Origin of the sequence: Salmonella sp. 5800 (assembly GCF_046558195.1) — a bacterium.
Lineage (GTDB): Bacteria > Pseudomonadota > Gammaproteobacteria > Enterobacterales > Enterobacteriaceae > Salmonella > Salmonella enterica.
Genome location: NZ_JBGDOX010000002.1, coordinates 256,707 through 270,281, shown reverse-complemented (window position 1 = coordinate 270,281; position 13,575 = coordinate 256,707). Strand labels below are relative to the sequence as shown.

The 13,575-nt window shown below is 54.0% G+C and carries 12 protein-coding genes and 1 other annotated feature; of the genes, 8 read left to right on the top strand and 4 right to left on the bottom strand.

Features of this window, described 5'->3' with window-relative positions; translation table 11 throughout:
* Window positions 1–10 precede the first annotated feature (10 nt).
* Window positions 11–1,204, bottom strand: coding sequence for a multidrug efflux RND transporter periplasmic adaptor subunit AcrA (gene acrA / locus ACLJZ5_RS06290; RefSeq protein WP_001039202.1), 1,194 nt, complete (start codon window positions 1,202–1,204; stop codon window positions 11–13).
* Between the two features lie 141 nt (window positions 1,205–1,345).
* Here acrA and acrR point away from each other — a divergent pair, with 141 nt between their 5' ends.
* Entirely contained in the window at window positions 1,346–1,999 is a 654-nt protein-coding gene (acrR, locus tag ACLJZ5_RS06285; RefSeq protein ID WP_023219728.1) for a multidrug efflux transporter transcriptional repressor AcrR, read from the top strand.
* Between the two features lie 118 nt (window positions 2,000–2,117).
* Window positions 2,118–5,480 carry a mechanosensitive channel MscK gene (gene mscK, locus ACLJZ5_RS06280; RefSeq protein ID WP_023216294.1) on the top strand — a complete coding sequence of 1,121 codons (3,363 nt, stop codon included), beginning with the start codon at window positions 2,118–2,120 and terminating at the stop codon, window positions 5,478–5,480.
* 41 nt (window positions 5,481–5,521) lie between these two features.
* On the opposite strand, the gene ACLJZ5_RS06275 is transcribed toward mscK, so the two are convergent.
* The 3 genes from ACLJZ5_RS06275 to priC form a co-directional block, all read right to left on the bottom strand.
* Window positions 5,522–6,445, bottom strand: coding sequence for an Rpn family recombination-promoting nuclease/putative transposase (locus ACLJZ5_RS06275; protein WP_000440518.1), 924 nt, complete (start codon window positions 6,443–6,445; stop codon window positions 5,522–5,524).
* Between the two features lie 69 nt (window positions 6,446–6,514).
* On the bottom strand, window positions 6,515–6,682 hold the full coding sequence (gene rsmS / locus ACLJZ5_RS06270) for a pleiotropic regulatory protein RsmS (protein WP_000051161.1): 168 nt from the start codon (window positions 6,680–6,682) through the stop codon (window positions 6,515–6,517).
* 13 nt (window positions 6,683–6,695) lie between these two features.
* Window positions 6,696–7,223: a primosomal replication protein N'' gene (gene priC / locus ACLJZ5_RS06265; RefSeq protein WP_001519637.1), complete on the bottom strand. Its 528-nt coding sequence runs from the start codon at window positions 7,221–7,223 to the stop codon at window positions 6,696–6,698.
* A gap of 68 nt (window positions 7,224–7,291) precedes the next feature.
* Here priC and ACLJZ5_RS06260 point away from each other — a divergent pair, with 68 nt between their 5' ends.
* The 6 genes from ACLJZ5_RS06260 (at window position 7,292) to htpG (ending at window position 13,380) form a co-directional block, all read left to right on the top strand.
* Window positions 7,292–7,669 carry a DUF454 family protein gene (locus ACLJZ5_RS06260; protein ID WP_001189860.1) on the top strand — a complete coding sequence of 126 codons (378 nt, stop codon included), beginning with the start codon at window positions 7,292–7,294 and terminating at the stop codon, window positions 7,667–7,669.
* A gap of 152 nt (window positions 7,670–7,821) precedes the next feature.
* Window positions 7,822–8,373, top strand: a complete 552-nt coding sequence (gene apt / locus ACLJZ5_RS06255; RefSeq protein WP_000127350.1) for an adenine phosphoribosyltransferase — start codon at window positions 7,822–7,824, stop codon at window positions 8,371–8,373.
* Between the two features lie 113 nt (window positions 8,374–8,486).
* A complete protein-coding gene (gene dnaX, locus ACLJZ5_RS06250; RefSeq protein WP_023214890.1) occupies window positions 8,487–10,415 on the top strand; it encodes a DNA polymerase III subunit gamma/tau in 1,929 nt (642 codons plus the stop codon).
* Window positions 9,748–9,812: a sequence feature (DnaX frameshifting element), on the top strand. (Overlaps the previous gene by 65 nt.)
* Before the next feature lie 45 nt (window positions 10,416–10,460).
* On the top strand, window positions 10,461–10,790 hold the full coding sequence (locus ACLJZ5_RS06245; protein WP_000467098.1) for a YbaB/EbfC family nucleoid-associated protein: 330 nt from the start codon (window positions 10,461–10,463) through the stop codon (window positions 10,788–10,790).
* Window positions 10,790–11,395, top strand: coding sequence for a recombination mediator RecR (gene recR / locus ACLJZ5_RS06240; protein WP_001195023.1), 606 nt, complete (start codon window positions 10,790–10,792; stop codon window positions 11,393–11,395). Before ACLJZ5_RS06245 ends, recR begins: the two co-directional genes overlap by 1 nt.
* A 110-nt stretch (window positions 11,396–11,505) precedes the next feature.
* Window positions 11,506–13,380, top strand: a complete 1,875-nt coding sequence (htpG, locus tag ACLJZ5_RS06235; RefSeq protein WP_001523272.1) for a molecular chaperone HtpG — start codon at window positions 11,506–11,508, stop codon at window positions 13,378–13,380.
* Window positions 13,381–13,575 lie beyond the last annotated feature (195 nt).

The window sequence follows — 13,575 nt, the reverse complement described above, 5'->3', positions numbered from 1 at the left end:
CCTGTTTAAGTTAAGACCTGGGCTGAGCAGGTTGATCACCGCTTGCGGCTTGCTGTTTGTTATCCGCGGTAATTTCCTGCACTTTAACCTGTGCGCCAGGACGTACTTTTTGCAGCCCGCTGACAACTACGCGGTCGCCCGCTTTCAACCCGTCAGTCACCAGCCACTTATCGCCGATCGCCTGGCTTGCGACGATTTGGCGGGTTTCCACTTTGTTATCAGCGCCAACCACCAGCACCGTGGCATCGCCGCGTGGAGTACGGGTAACGCCCTGTTGTGGAACCAGTAATGCCGTCGGTTTTGTCCCTTCCTGCAGACGTGCGCGAACGAACATTCCTGGCAATAAGGTGTGATCCGGGTTAGGGAAGATGGCGCGCAAAGTAATAGATCCGGTGGTTTGGTCAACGGTCACGTCGGAGAACTCAAGCGTACCGGACTGCGGGAATTTGATACCGTCGCTGGTCACCAGATCGACCTTCGCTTTGCCGTTTTCCTGCTTCAGCGAACCATTTGCCAGCTCCTGCTTCAGGCGCAGGAAGTCATTGCTGGACTGGGTCACATCGACATAAATAGGGTCCAGCTGCTGCACTGTCGCCAGCGCCGACGCCTGACCGTTCTGTACCAGCGCGCCTTCCGTTACGGATGACTTACCAATACGACCGCTAATCGGTGAGGTGACTTTGGTATACGCCAGGTTGATACGTGCGGTTTCAACGGCGGCTTTTGCTGCGACAACGGCGGCAGTCGCTTGTTGCGCGTCAGCCAGCGCCTGATCGTATTCCTGCTTACTGATGTACTGCGTACCCAGCAGCTTTTGATAACGCTTCACCGTCAGTTCAGCGATATTCGCGGCGGCCTGCGCTTTTGCCAGATCGCCCTTAGCGCTGTCGTAAGTCGCCTGGTAGGTCGCAGGATCAATCTGATAGAGAGAGACTCCCGCTTCGATATCACTTCCCTCAACGAAATTACGCTTCAGGATAATGCCGCTTACCTGCGGGCGAACTTCGGCGATACGGTAAGCAACGGTACGACCCGGAAGTTCAGTTGTGATTTGCAGTGGTTCCGTTTTTAGTGTGACAACCCCAACTTCTGGCATCTGCTGGCCGCCTTGCTGGTCCTGTTTGTCGTCACATCCTGTTAGCGCTAAGCTGCCTGAGAGCATCAGAACGACCGCCAGAGGCGTTAACCCTCTGTTTTTGTTCATATGTAAACCTCGAGTGTCCGATTTCAAATTGGTCAATGGTCAAAGGTCCTTAAACCCATTGCTGCGTTTATATTATCGTCGTGCTATGGTACATACATCCATAAATGTATGTAAATCTAACGCCTGTAAATTCACCGACATATGGCACGAAAAACCAAACAACAAGCGCTGGAGACACGACAACACATCCTGGATGTGGCCCTGCGTTTGTTCTCGCAGCAAGGCGTATCGGCAACCTCGCTGGCGGAGATTGCGAACGCTGCTGGCGTGACGCGCGGCGCAATCTATTGGCATTTCAAAAATAAGTCGGATTTATTCAGTGAGATCTGGGAGCTATCAGAATCCAATATTGGTGAGCTTGAGATTGAGTATCAGGCAAAATTCCCCGACGATCCACTATCTGTATTAAGAGAAATTTTAGTTCATATTCTTGAAGCTACTGTAACAGAAGAACGACGCCGCTTATTGATGGAGATTATATTCCATAAATGTGAGTTTGTCGGAGAAATGGTTGTGGTTCAACAGGCGCAACGTAGCCTTTGTCTGGAAAGTTACGATCGGATTGAACAAACGTTAAAACATTGTATTAATGCTAAAATGCTGCCTGAAAATCTGCTGACCCGTCGTGCGGCGATACTGATGCGCAGCTTTATTTCAGGGCTCATGGAAAACTGGTTATTTGCTCCGCAATCGTTTGATTTAAAAAAAGAAGCTCGCGCCTACGTCACGATCCTGCTGGAGATGTATCAATTGTGTCCGACGCTGCGCGCGTCGACGGTCACCGGCTCCCGCTGATAATATTCCAGGAAAACTCCTGGACATTTTCTGTGTCGCTATTCTGTTTGTTACAGGCGTGATATTCTTGCGACTCAATTATTTCCGGTCTGCTTGCCGGTTCAGACACTTCATTCTCATGACTATGTTGCAGCTTTATAAACGTTCACAGCATTTTGTTTTTATTACAATTAGCGTCCTTATTATCCTGCTGTCCTGTCAGTCTCTGGCATTTGCCCGGGGGCAAACGAATGGCGACCTGCCGTCAAAAGCGGATGTGCAAAACCAGCTGGATACGCTGAATAAGCAAAAAGATCTCTCCGCCCAGGATAAGCTCGTCCAGCAAGACCTTATTGATACGTTAGCTACGCTGGATAAAATCGAGCGGGTGAAAGAGGAGACCGTACAGCTACGGCAGAAGGTGGCGCAGGCGCCTGAAAAAATGCGTCAGGCGACGGCTGCGTTGAATGCGCTGAGCGATGTCGATAATGATGATGAAATGCGAAAAACGCTGAGTGCGCTTTCGCTACGTCAGCTTGAGCTGCGCGTGGCGCAGGTACTGGATGATTTGCAAAATTCGCAAAACGATCTTGCCGCTTATAACAGCCAGCTTGTTTCGCTACAGACCCAGCCTGAGCGCGTGCAAAACGCCATGTATACCGCCTCGCAGCAAATACAGCAAATCCGTAACCGTCTGGACGGCAATAACGTCGGGGAAGCCGCGCTTCGCCCCAGCCAACAGGTGTTATTACAGGCACAGCAGGCGCTGCTTAATGCGCAGATCGACCAGCAACGTAAGAGTCTTGAAGGGAATACCGTTTTGCAGGACACCCTGCAAAAACAGCGCGATTACGTGACGGCCAACAGTAATCGCCTTGAACATCAGCTTCAACTTTTACAGGAGGCGGTCAACAGTAAACGACTTACGCTAACGGAAAAAACGGCCCAGGAGGCCATTTCGCCGGACGAAACGGCGCGTATCCAGGCGAACCCGCTGGTAAAACAGGAACTGGATATTAACCATCAACTCAGCCAGCGTCTGATTGTCGCGACCGAAAACGGCAATATGTTGATGCAGCAAAACATTAAAGTGAAAAACTGGCTCGATCGCGCGCTGCAGTCGGAAAGAAATATCAAAGAACAGATTGCCGTCTTAAAAGGCAGCCTGTTGCTGTCGCGTATTCTTTATCAACAGCAGCAAACCCTGCCCTCCGCCGACGAACTCGAAGATATGACCAACCGTATTGCGGATTTGCGTCTGGAGCAGTTTGAAATCAACCAGCAGCGTGATGCCTTATTCCAAAGCGATGCCTTTGTCGACAAGCTGGAGGAGGGGCATACCAGCGAGGTAAATGATGAAGTTCATGATGCGTTGCTTCAGGTGGTGGAGATGCGCCGTGAGCTATTGGATCAGCTAAATAAACAGTTGGGTAACCAGCTGATGATGGCGATTAACCTGCAAGTTAACCAGCAGCAGTTGATGAGCGTTTCGAAAAATCTGAAAGCCATTCTGACGCAGCAGATTTTTTGGGTGAACAGTAACCGCCCTATGGACTGGGACTGGCTTAAAGCGTTCCCCCAAACGTTAAAAGAGCAATTCAGCGCCATGAAAATCACGGTGAACTGGCAAAAAGCCTGGCCCGCGGTATTTATTGCTTTTTTGGCCGGGTTGCCGCTCTTGCTCATCGCCGGTTTAATCCGCTGGCGTCTGAAATGGTTAAAAGCGTATCAACAGAAGCTGGCCGCCGCCGTGGGATCGTTGCGTAACGATAGTCAGCTCAATACGCCAAAAGCTATTCTGATCGATCTGATCCGCGCGCTGCCGGTGTGCCTGATTATCCTCGCGCTTGGACTGATCCTGCTGACCATGCAGCTAAATATCAGCGATCTGCTCTGGGCCTTTAGTAAAAAGCTCGCGATGTTCTGGCTGGTCTTTGGACTGTGCTGGAAGGTGCTGGAAAAAGAGGGCGTGGCGATACGCCATTTTGGTATGCCAGCGCAGTTGACCAGCCACTGGCGTCGCCAGATTGTACGCATTAGCCTCGCATTGCTGCCGCTGCACTTTTGGTCTGTGGTGGCGGAGTTGTCGCCGCTGAATCTGATGGATGACGTGCTGGGGCAGGCGGTTATTTTCCTCAATCTGCTGGTCATAACATTGCTGGTGTGGCCACTGTGCCGGGAAAGCTGGCGCGATAAAGAATCTCACGGCATTCGACTGGTGACCGTGACGATTCTTTCCATCATTCCGGTGGCGTTAATGGTATTAACGGCGACCGGCTATTTCTATACCACCCTGCGCCTGGCGGGACGCTGGATTGAAACCGTCTATCTGGTCATTATCTGGAACCTGCTTTATCAAACGGTGCTGCGCGGGTTAAGCGTAGCGGCACGCCGGATTGCCTGGCGACGCGCGCTGGCTCGTCGTCAGAACCTGGTAAAAGAGGGAGCGGAAGGCGCGGAGCCACAGGAAGAACCCACCATCGCGCTGGAGCAGATTAACCAGCAAACATTACGTATCACGATGCTGCTAATGCTTGCCCTGTTCGGCGTTATGTTCTGGGCGATTTGGTCCGATTTGATCACCGTATTCAGCTATCTTGATAGCATCACTCTGTGGCACTACAACGGCTCCGAAGCTGGCGCTGCGGTGGTGAAAAGCGTGACGATGGGCAGCTTGCTATTCGCCATTATTGCCGCGATGGTGGCCTGGGCGCTTATCCGCAACTTACCCGGCCTGTTGGAAGTGCTGGTGCTTTCACGTCTGAATATGCGCCAGGGGGCTTCGTATGCGATCACCACGATCCTTAACTACGTCATTATCGCTGTTGGCGCGATGACAGTATTCGGATCGCTCGGCGTCTCGTGGGATAAACTCCAGTGGCTGGCGGCGGCGTTGTCGGTAGGTCTCGGTTTTGGACTACAGGAGATCTTCGGTAACTTTGTCTCGGGTTTAATCATCCTCTTCGAACGTCCGGTACGCATTGGCGATACGGTAACGATCGGCACCTACTCCGGCACGGTCAGTAAGATTCGTATTCGCGCTACCACTATTACCGATTTTGATCGTAAAGAAGTGATCATTCCGAACAAAGCGTTCGTAACGGAGCGGCTGATTAACTGGTCCCTCTCCGATACCACGACTCGTCTGGTGATCCGGCTTGGCGTGGCCTATGGCTCGGATCTGGAAAAAGTGAAAAGAGTCCTGCTACAGGCGGCGATGGAGCATCCGAAGGTGATGCACGATCCGGAACCTGCCGTATTCTTCACCACCTTTGGCGCCAGCACTCTGGATCATGAACTGCGTCTGTACGTGCGTGAATTGCGTGATCGTAGCCATACGGTGGATGAACTGAACCGCGCGATTGATCGACTGTGCCGTGAAAATGATATCAATATCGCCTTTAACCAGCTTGAGGTGCATCTGCATAACGCGAAGGGTGACGAAGTCACTGAAGTGAAGCGCGATCTCAACGGCGGCGATCTGGCGCCGGCGGCAAGCTAAAAGGCGGTGGGCCGCGCGCTTTATGAGTGCGCGCGGCGCCGCTAATGCGAAAGCGTAGAAAGCTCTTCCGGCGTAATGCCGGTGACGCTGGCGATGAGCCCAGGTTCCAGCCCGTTGGCAAGCATTTTGCGGGCAATAGCGCGCGCTTCGGCCTCACGGCCTTGTGCTAACCCTTGCTCAAGGCCTTTTTGCAACCCTTCCGTTCGGCCTTTTTCTTCCAGCCATTCCGCTATTGTCATCAGTTGTTCCTTATACTGCGGCGCGCCCTGCGCCAGTTGACGAATTAGCGCCCCGGGTTCTGCGGCGTTTCCTGCTTTCAACATATAGTTGATTAGTACACTGAGCTGCGTGTCCGTCAAATGATCCTGCGTTAAAAGCGTGATAAGGGGGTCGAGCAGTTCGCTTAAATCGCGTTGACGAATATGTTTTTGCAGGAGCTCTAACATCGCTATCCGCCGATGCTGCAAAAGCTGATTATCCGGCATTATCGTCAGGTCGACCAGCGCAAAATCGCGGCTGTATAAGGCCTTCGCCATATCCGGTTTCACAAACATATTATGCCAGTTAAGGCTATATGGCCACGGGCTTTCCGGACCGTGATAAAAAAGGATTGGCACCACCAGCGGCAAGGTATCATGACCGGCATCCAGATGACGCTGCATGGCGGCAATGGCGTAACGCATCAGGCGAAAAGCCATCAGCCGGTCTGATTTGCTCTGATGTTCAATGAGCGCGTAAACATACCCGGGGCCGTGTTGGGTATGTAAAGAGTAGAGGATATCTGAATAGCGGCTGCGTAAATTGTCTTCAACAAAACTCCCTGACTCCAGCTTCAGTGAATCCAGATCGCAGATTGCAAGAAAGTCTTCTGGCAAGTGGATAGCCAGAAAGTCGCGGGCGACCTCTTTTTGCATCAGCATCTGTCGAAATACCGCATCGTGCGGCGTGGTGGGTAGACGTTCCATGACCCGTCCCTTGTTGCCTGACTGTAGCGACCACTCTGTCAGCGACAACGAGGACAAACCAGAGGGCAATTACTCTGTTTGCGAGTCGTCTTCCGTACTTTTTAACTTGTTTTCATAATCTCGCATAACTATTTCCAGCGCGCGTAGCACCGTTCGTGCCGGTAAGCGATTCTCTTCAAGCAGCACAATTAAATCCACGGCCAGTTTGACTTCATCAGGGGCATTTTCAAGCGACATACTTTCTCCAGGATTAACGGGTTAAACGCGCCAGTACGTTTTCTATTTTCTCCAGCGCATGTCGGCAGCGCGCCAGCCGTCCTTCATAGATCTCGACTTCCTTTTGCAGCGTTTGTTGTTCGACAAGGCCGGTCGCCTGCGCCAGACGAATTTTGCGCTCCTGTGTCATCGCCAGTAGTCGACGTTCAAACTCCTGATGCTGTATTCGTCTGCGCTGCCAACGGCCAAGCCCTGGCGCGGCGGTGTCCCACTGGCGCAGCGACCAGGCGGCGGTTTCACGCGATATCGCCTCCAGTTGCGAAGCCAGATGTTCCGCCAGCCAGGCGACTTGCGGCAGTTGCTCATGTTTTACCGCCTGACGTAACGCGGCGAGATTGGCGTCAGCCTCTTCCAGATATCCCTGCAACAGAGTACTGCGGGTACGGAAAAGGTGTCGGTCAAAGCGCGCACTTAACGTCGCATGTTGCGCCAGCGGCGCGCAGCGTTGGCGTAGCGTCGCCAGCCTCTCTTCCAGCGTCTGTAACAGCATAGCGGTTTTCAATTCAACACCCCGATGAAAATAAGACAGGCTGTGCTACAGTAGCCTTCTGTTTGATAACGATTCGCATTATGCAACGTACTATTTTAATCATCATTGGCTGGCTGGCGGTAGTATTAGGGACATTGGGCGTGGTTTTGCCCCTGTTGCCGACAACGCCGTTCATTTTACTGGCGGCCTGGTGTTTCGCCCGCTCGTCGCCGCGTTTCCATGCCTGGTTGTTATACCGCTCATGGTTTGGCGGTTATCTGCGCCACTGGCAGCGCTATCGGGCCATGCCGCCGGGAGCGAAACCGCGAGCGATCGCGTTGATATTGCTGACCTTTGGTATATCGCTGTGGCTGGTGAATATGATGTGGGTGCGGGTGCTGCTATTGGTTATTTTGGCCTGCCTGCTGATTTTTATGTGGCGGATACCGGTGATTGATGAAAAGCAACAAAAGCGCTGAAGCACACGAATCGCTGTTGCAATTGTCGTTCACAGCCAGTAAATTCGACCGTTTTCGAGCACAGGCGCAGGCGGTCAAAGAGTAACCGAGCGTTACCCCTGACTGAAAAGTATTGCGCCGTGAGTAACACCGTACTTAGCAGGCATATATCCATGACCGCGACTGCACAGCAGCTTGAGTTTCTCAAAAACAGCATCAAAAGCATTCAGGATTACCCGAAACCGGGCATTCTTTTCCGTGATGTCACCAGCTTACTGGAAGACCCGAAAGCCTACGCGCTCAGTATTGAACTGTTGGTTGAGCGTTATAAAAATGCGGGTATCACCAAAGTGGTCGGCACCGAAGCGCGTGGCTTCCTGTTTGGCGCGCCGGTTGCGCTTGGGCTGGGCGTTGGTTTTGTTCCGGTACGTAAACCGCGCAAATTACCGCGTGAAACTATTGCCGAGACCTATGAATTAGAGTACGGCACCGATCAGCTGGAAATCCATGTCGACGCGATTAAACCTGGCGACAACGTGCTGGTCGTGGACGATCTGCTGGCGACTGGCGGCACCATTGAGGCGACCGTGAAGCTGATCCGTCGTCTGGGCGGGAAAGTCACCGATGCGGCGTTCATCATTAATTTGTTCGATCTGGGCGGCGAGCAGCGTCTGGAAAAGCAGGGGATTACCTGTTATAGCCTGGTGCCGTTTCCAGGGCATTGATTCAGGCTATTCGCACTGCTATTTTAGCCAGAGAGACAACCTCGCTGTATCGGCGAGGTTGTGTTAGCATTACCCTTCTATGAATCCACCTTCCAGCGTTTCAGAGCCTGCCAATGAGTTATCAGGTCTTAGCCAGAAAATGGCGCCCACAAACCTTTGCTGACGTCGTCGGCCAGGAACATGTGCTGACCGCACTGGCGAACGGCTTGTCGTTAGGGCGCATTCATCACGCATATCTTTTTTCCGGCACGCGCGGCGTCGGTAAAACCTCTATCGCCCGACTGCTGGCGAAGGGGCTGAACTGCGAAACCGGCATTACCGCGACGCCGTGCGGCGTTTGCGATAATTGTCGGGAAATTGAGCAGGGGCGTTTTGTCGATCTCATTGAGATTGACGCCGCATCGCGTACCAAAGTCGAAGACACCCGCGACCTGCTGGATAACGTCCAGTACGCGCCTGCGCGCGGTCGCTTTAAAGTCTATCTGATCGATGAAGTCCACATGCTGTCGCGCCACAGCTTTAATGCGCTACTTAAAACGCTTGAAGAGCCGCCAGCGCATGTGAAATTTTTACTGGCGACCACCGATCCGCAGAAGCTGCCGGTGACCATTTTGTCGCGCTGCCTACAGTTTCATCTCAAAGCGCTGGATGTTGAACAGATTCGCCATCAGCTTGAGCATATTCTCAATGAGGAACATATCGCTCACGAACCCCGCGCGTTGCAGTTGTTATCACGTGCGGCTGACGGCAGCCTGCGCGATGCATTAAGTCTGACTGACCAGGCGATCGCCAGCGGCGACGGGCAGGTTTCGACGCAGGCGGTAAGCGCCATGCTCGGTACGCTGGACGACGACCAGGCTTTGTCATTAGTCGAGGCAGTGGTTGACGCTAACGGCGAACGCGTCATGTCGCTTATCAACGAGGCGGCGGCGCGCGGTATTGAATGGGAAGCGCTGCTGGTCGAAATGCTTAGCCTGCTGCACCGTATTGCGATGGTGCAACTTTCGCCTGCCGCGTTAGGCAGCGATATGGCGGCTATCGAGCAACGGATGCGCGAACTTGCCCGGACGGTGCCTCCCGGCGATCTTCAGCTCTACTATCAGACGTTGTTGATTGGTCGCAAAGAATTGCCCTGGGCGCCGGACCGGCGGATGGGCGTTGAAATGACGTTACTGCGTGCGCTGGCGTTTCACCCGCGTATGCCCTTGCCGGAGCCTGAAACGCCGCGGCAGTCTTTTGCGCCCGTGGCCCCAACGGCGGTAATGACGCCGCCACAGGTGCAGCAGCAGTCGGCGCCCGCGCCGCAGACATCGCCAGCGCCGCTGCCGGCGTCTACCAGTCAGGTGCTGGCGGCGCGCAATCAGCTACAGCGCGCGCAGGGAGTAACCAAAACAAAAAAGAGTGAACCGGCAGCCGCATCCCGCGCGCGGCCGGTGAATAACTCTGCGCTGGAGCGGCTGGCCTCGGTTTCGGAGCGCGTACAGGCGCGCCCGGCGCCGTCTGCGCTGGAAACGGCGCCAGTAAAGAAAGAGGCTTATCGCTGGAAGGCCACCACGCCGGTAGTACAAACCAAAGAAGTGGTGGCTACGCCAAAAGCGCTTAAGAAAGCTCTGGAGCATGAAAAAACGCCGGAGCTGGCGGCTAAACTGGCGGCGGAAGCGATTGAGCGCGATCCGTGGGCGGCGCAGGTAAGCCAGCTTTCTTTGCCAAAGCTGGTGGAGCAGGTGGCGCTCAATGCCTGGAAGGAGCAGAACGGCAACGCGGTTTGTCTGCATCTGCGCTCGACGCAGCGGCACCTCAATTCCAGCGGCGCGCAGCAAAAGCTGGCGCAAGCGCTCAGCGATCTGACGGGAACGACGGTTGAACTGACCATCGTTGAAGATGATAATCCCGCGGTGCGTACGCCGCTGGAATGGCGTCAGGCCATTTATGAAGAGAAACTCGCGCAAGCGCGTGAGTCAATTATTGCGGATAATAACATTCAGACGCTGCGTCGATTCTTCGACGCCGAGCTGGATGAAGAGAGTATCCGCCCCATTTGATCGTAAGCCTGGCTTGCGATTGTGAACCATCAAGAGAGAGAGCTTATGTTTGGAAAAGGCGGTCTGGGCAATCTGATGAAGCAGGCCCAGCAGATGCAGGAAAAAATGCAGAAAATGCAGGAAGAGATTGCGCAGCTGGAAGTGACCGGCGAATCCGGCGCGGGTCTGGTGAAGGTTACCATCAACGGCGCGCATAACTGCCGCCGCGTGGAAATTGACCCAAGCCTGCTGGAAGATGACAAAGAGATGCTGGAAGATCTGGTCGCTGCGGCCTTTAACGATGCGGCGCGCCGCATTGAAGAGACGCAAAAAGAGAAGATGGCCTCCGTCTCTTCCGGTATGCAACTGCCGCCAGGCTTTAAGATGCCATTCTGATGCAAACCAGTCCGCTGTTAACTCAGCTTATGGAAGCGTTGCGCTGCCTTCCGGGCGTTGGCCCTAAGTCGGCGCAGCGGATGGCGTTTACCCTGTTGCAGCGCGATCGCAGCGGCGGAATGCGCCTGGCGCAGGCGCTGACCCGGGCGATGTCGGAAATCGGCCACTGCGCCGACTGCCGCACCTTTACCGAGCAGGATGTCTGTAATATCTGCTCGAACCCGCGGCGTCAGGAAAACGGCCAGATTTGTGTGGTGGAGAGTCCTGCGGATATCTACGCCATTGAGCAGACCGGGCAATTTTCCGGGCGGTATTTCGTGCTGATGGGCCACCTGTCGCCGCTGGACGGCATCGGGCCGGATGATATCGGTCTCGATCGTCTGGAACAGCGGCTGGCGTCAGAAAAAATCAGTGAGCTGATCCTCGCGACCAACCCGACGGTTGAAGGAGAGGCTACCGCGAACTATATTGCCGAGCTGTGCGCGGAGGCCGGCGTCGAAGCCAGTCGTATCGCCCACGGCGTGCCGGTTGGCGGCGAACTGGAGATGGTCGACGGTACGACGCTGTCCCACTCGCTGGCGGGACGCCATAAGATTATTTTCTGAACAAACGGAGGCGGCATTCGCGGCCTCCGCTTGAAATCACACCCGCTTGTCCCCATCTCACCCTCAACGTATTTTTACCATTAAAAATGGCATTGTTGAGGTCTATCCACATGAAAGGACAAGAAACGCGTGGTTTTCAGTCAGAAGTTAAACAGCTTCTGCACCTGATGATCCATTCTCTTTATTCCAATAAAGAAATCTTCCTGCGTGAACTCATCTCTAACGCCTCAGATGCGGCGGACAAGCTGCGTTTCCGCGCTCTGTCAAACCCGGACCTGTATGAAGGAGATGGCGAGCTGCGTGTGCGCGTCTCTTTCGATAAAGATAAGCGTACGTTGACCATTGCCGATAACGGCGTGGGGATGAATCGTGATGAGGTGATTGACCACTTAGGCACCATTGCCAAGTCCGGCACCAAATCTTTCCTCGAATCAATGGGGTCCGATCAGGCGAAAGATAGCCAGCTCATCGGTCAGTTTGGCGTAGGCTTCTATTCCGCGTTTATTGTGGCCGATAAAGTGACCGTACGTACCCGTGCGGCAGGCGACAAGCCGGAAAATGGCGTATTCTGGGAATCGGCAGGCGAAGGCGAATACACCGTTGCCGATATCACCAAAAATGACCGTGGTACGGAAATCACCTTACACCTGCGTGAAGGCGAAGATGAATTCCTCGATGACTGGCGCGTACGCTCGATTATCAGCAAATATTCCGATCACATCGCATTGCCGGTAGAGATTGAAAAACGGGAAGAAAAAGACGGCGAAACCGTGATTTCCTGGGAGAAAATTAACAAGGCCCAGGCGTTGTGGACCCGCAACAAGTCGGAAATTAAAGACGACGAGTACAACGAGTTTTACAAGCACATCGCGCATGATTTCACCGATCCGCTGACCTGGAGCCACAACCGCGTGGAAGGTAAGCAGGAGTACACCAGCCTGCTGTATATCCCGTCGCAGGCGCCGTGGGATCTGTGGAACCGCGATCACAAACATGGTCTGAAGCTGTACGTACAGCGCGTGTTCATTATGGACGATGCCGAGCAGTTCATGCCGAACTATCTGCGTTTCGTGCGCGGCCTGATTGATTCTAATGACCTGCCGTTGAACGTCTCCCGTGAAATCCTGCAGGACAGCACGGTAACGCGTAATCTGCGCAGCGCCCTGACCAAACGCGTTCTGCAAATGCTGGAAAAACTGGCGAAAGACGACGCGGAAAAATATCAAACCTTCTGGAAACAGTTCGGTCTGGTGCTGAAAGAAGGCCCGGCGGAAGATCACGCCAACCAGGAAGCGATCGCTAAACTGTTGCGCTTTGCCTCCACCCATACCGACTCTTCCGCCCAGACCGTGTCGCTGGAAGATTACGTCTCCCGGATGAAAGAAGGGCAGGAAAAAATCTACTACATCACCGCAGACAGCTATGCGGCGGCGAAAAACAGCCCACACCTGGAGCTGCTGCGTAAGAAAGGCATCGAAGTGCTGCTGCTCTCCGATCGCATCGACGAGTGGATGATGAACTACCTGACCGAGTTTGACGGTAAAGCATTCCAGTCGGTCGCTAAAGCCGATGAGTCCATCGAAAAACTGGCGGATGAAGTCGACGAAAACGCGAAAGAAGCGGAAAAGGCGCTTGAGCCATTCGTGGAGCGTGTCAAAACCCTGCTGGGCGATCGCGTGAAAGAGGTGCGTCTGACGCATCGTTTAACCGACACGCCGGCGATTGTCACCACCGATGCGGATGAAATGAGCACCCAGATGGCGAAACTGTTCGCCGCGGCCGGTCAGTCCGTGCCGGAAGTGAAATACATCTTTGAGCTCAACCCGGATCATGTGCTGGTCAAGCGCACTGCCGATACCGAGGATGAAGCGCAGTTTAAAGAGTGGGTCGAGCTGCTGCTGGATCAGGCGCTGTTCGCTGAACGCGGTACGCTGGAAGATCCGAACCAGTTTATCCGCCGTATGAACCAGTTGCTGGTGTCCTGATCACGCTCATCTGATTGCCGGATAGCGACGCGAAGCGTCTTATCCGGCCTACGGGCGAGTACTGTTTTGTGACTGCCGGATGGCGACGTGAAACGTCTTATCCGGCCTACGGACGGGTACTGTTTTGTGACTGCCGGATGGCGACGTGAAACGTCTTATCCGGCCTACGGACGGGTACTGTTTTGTGACTGCCGG

Excerpts from the sequence above, each read along its gene's own strand:
- ACLJZ5_RS06260 (WP_001189860.1), top strand. The coding sequence starts at position 7,292 with ATGCAACGTACTATTTTAATCATCATTGGCTGGCTGGCGGTAGTATTA.
- ACLJZ5_RS06245 (WP_000467098.1), top strand. The coding sequence starts at position 10,461 with ATGTTTGGAAAAGGCGGTCTGGGCAATCTGATGAAGCAGGCCCAGCAG.
- rsmS (WP_000051161.1), bottom strand. The coding sequence starts at position 6,682 with ATGTCGCTTGAAAATGCCCCTGATGAAGTCAAACTGGCCGTGGATTTA.
- acrA (WP_001039202.1), bottom strand. The coding sequence starts at position 1,204 with ATGAACAAAAACAGAGGGTTAACGCCTCTGGCGGTCGTTCTGATGCTC.
- htpG (WP_001523272.1), top strand. The coding sequence starts at position 11,506 with ATGAAAGGACAAGAAACGCGTGGTTTTCAGTCAGAAGTTAAACAGCTT.
- dnaX (WP_023214890.1), top strand. The coding sequence starts at position 8,487 with ATGAGTTATCAGGTCTTAGCCAGAAAATGGCGCCCACAAACCTTTGCT.
- acrR (WP_023219728.1), top strand. The coding sequence starts at position 1,346 with ATGGCACGAAAAACCAAACAACAAGCGCTGGAGACACGACAACACATC.
- apt (WP_000127350.1), top strand. The coding sequence starts at position 7,822 with ATGACCGCGACTGCACAGCAGCTTGAGTTTCTCAAAAACAGCATCAAA.
- mscK (WP_023216294.1), top strand. The coding sequence starts at position 2,118 with ATGACTATGTTGCAGCTTTATAAACGTTCACAGCATTTTGTTTTTATT.
- recR (WP_001195023.1), top strand. The coding sequence starts at position 10,790 with ATGCAAACCAGTCCGCTGTTAACTCAGCTTATGGAAGCGTTGCGCTGC.
- ACLJZ5_RS06275 (WP_000440518.1), bottom strand. The coding sequence starts at position 6,445 with ATGGAACGTCTACCCACCACGCCGCACGATGCGGTATTTCGACAGATG.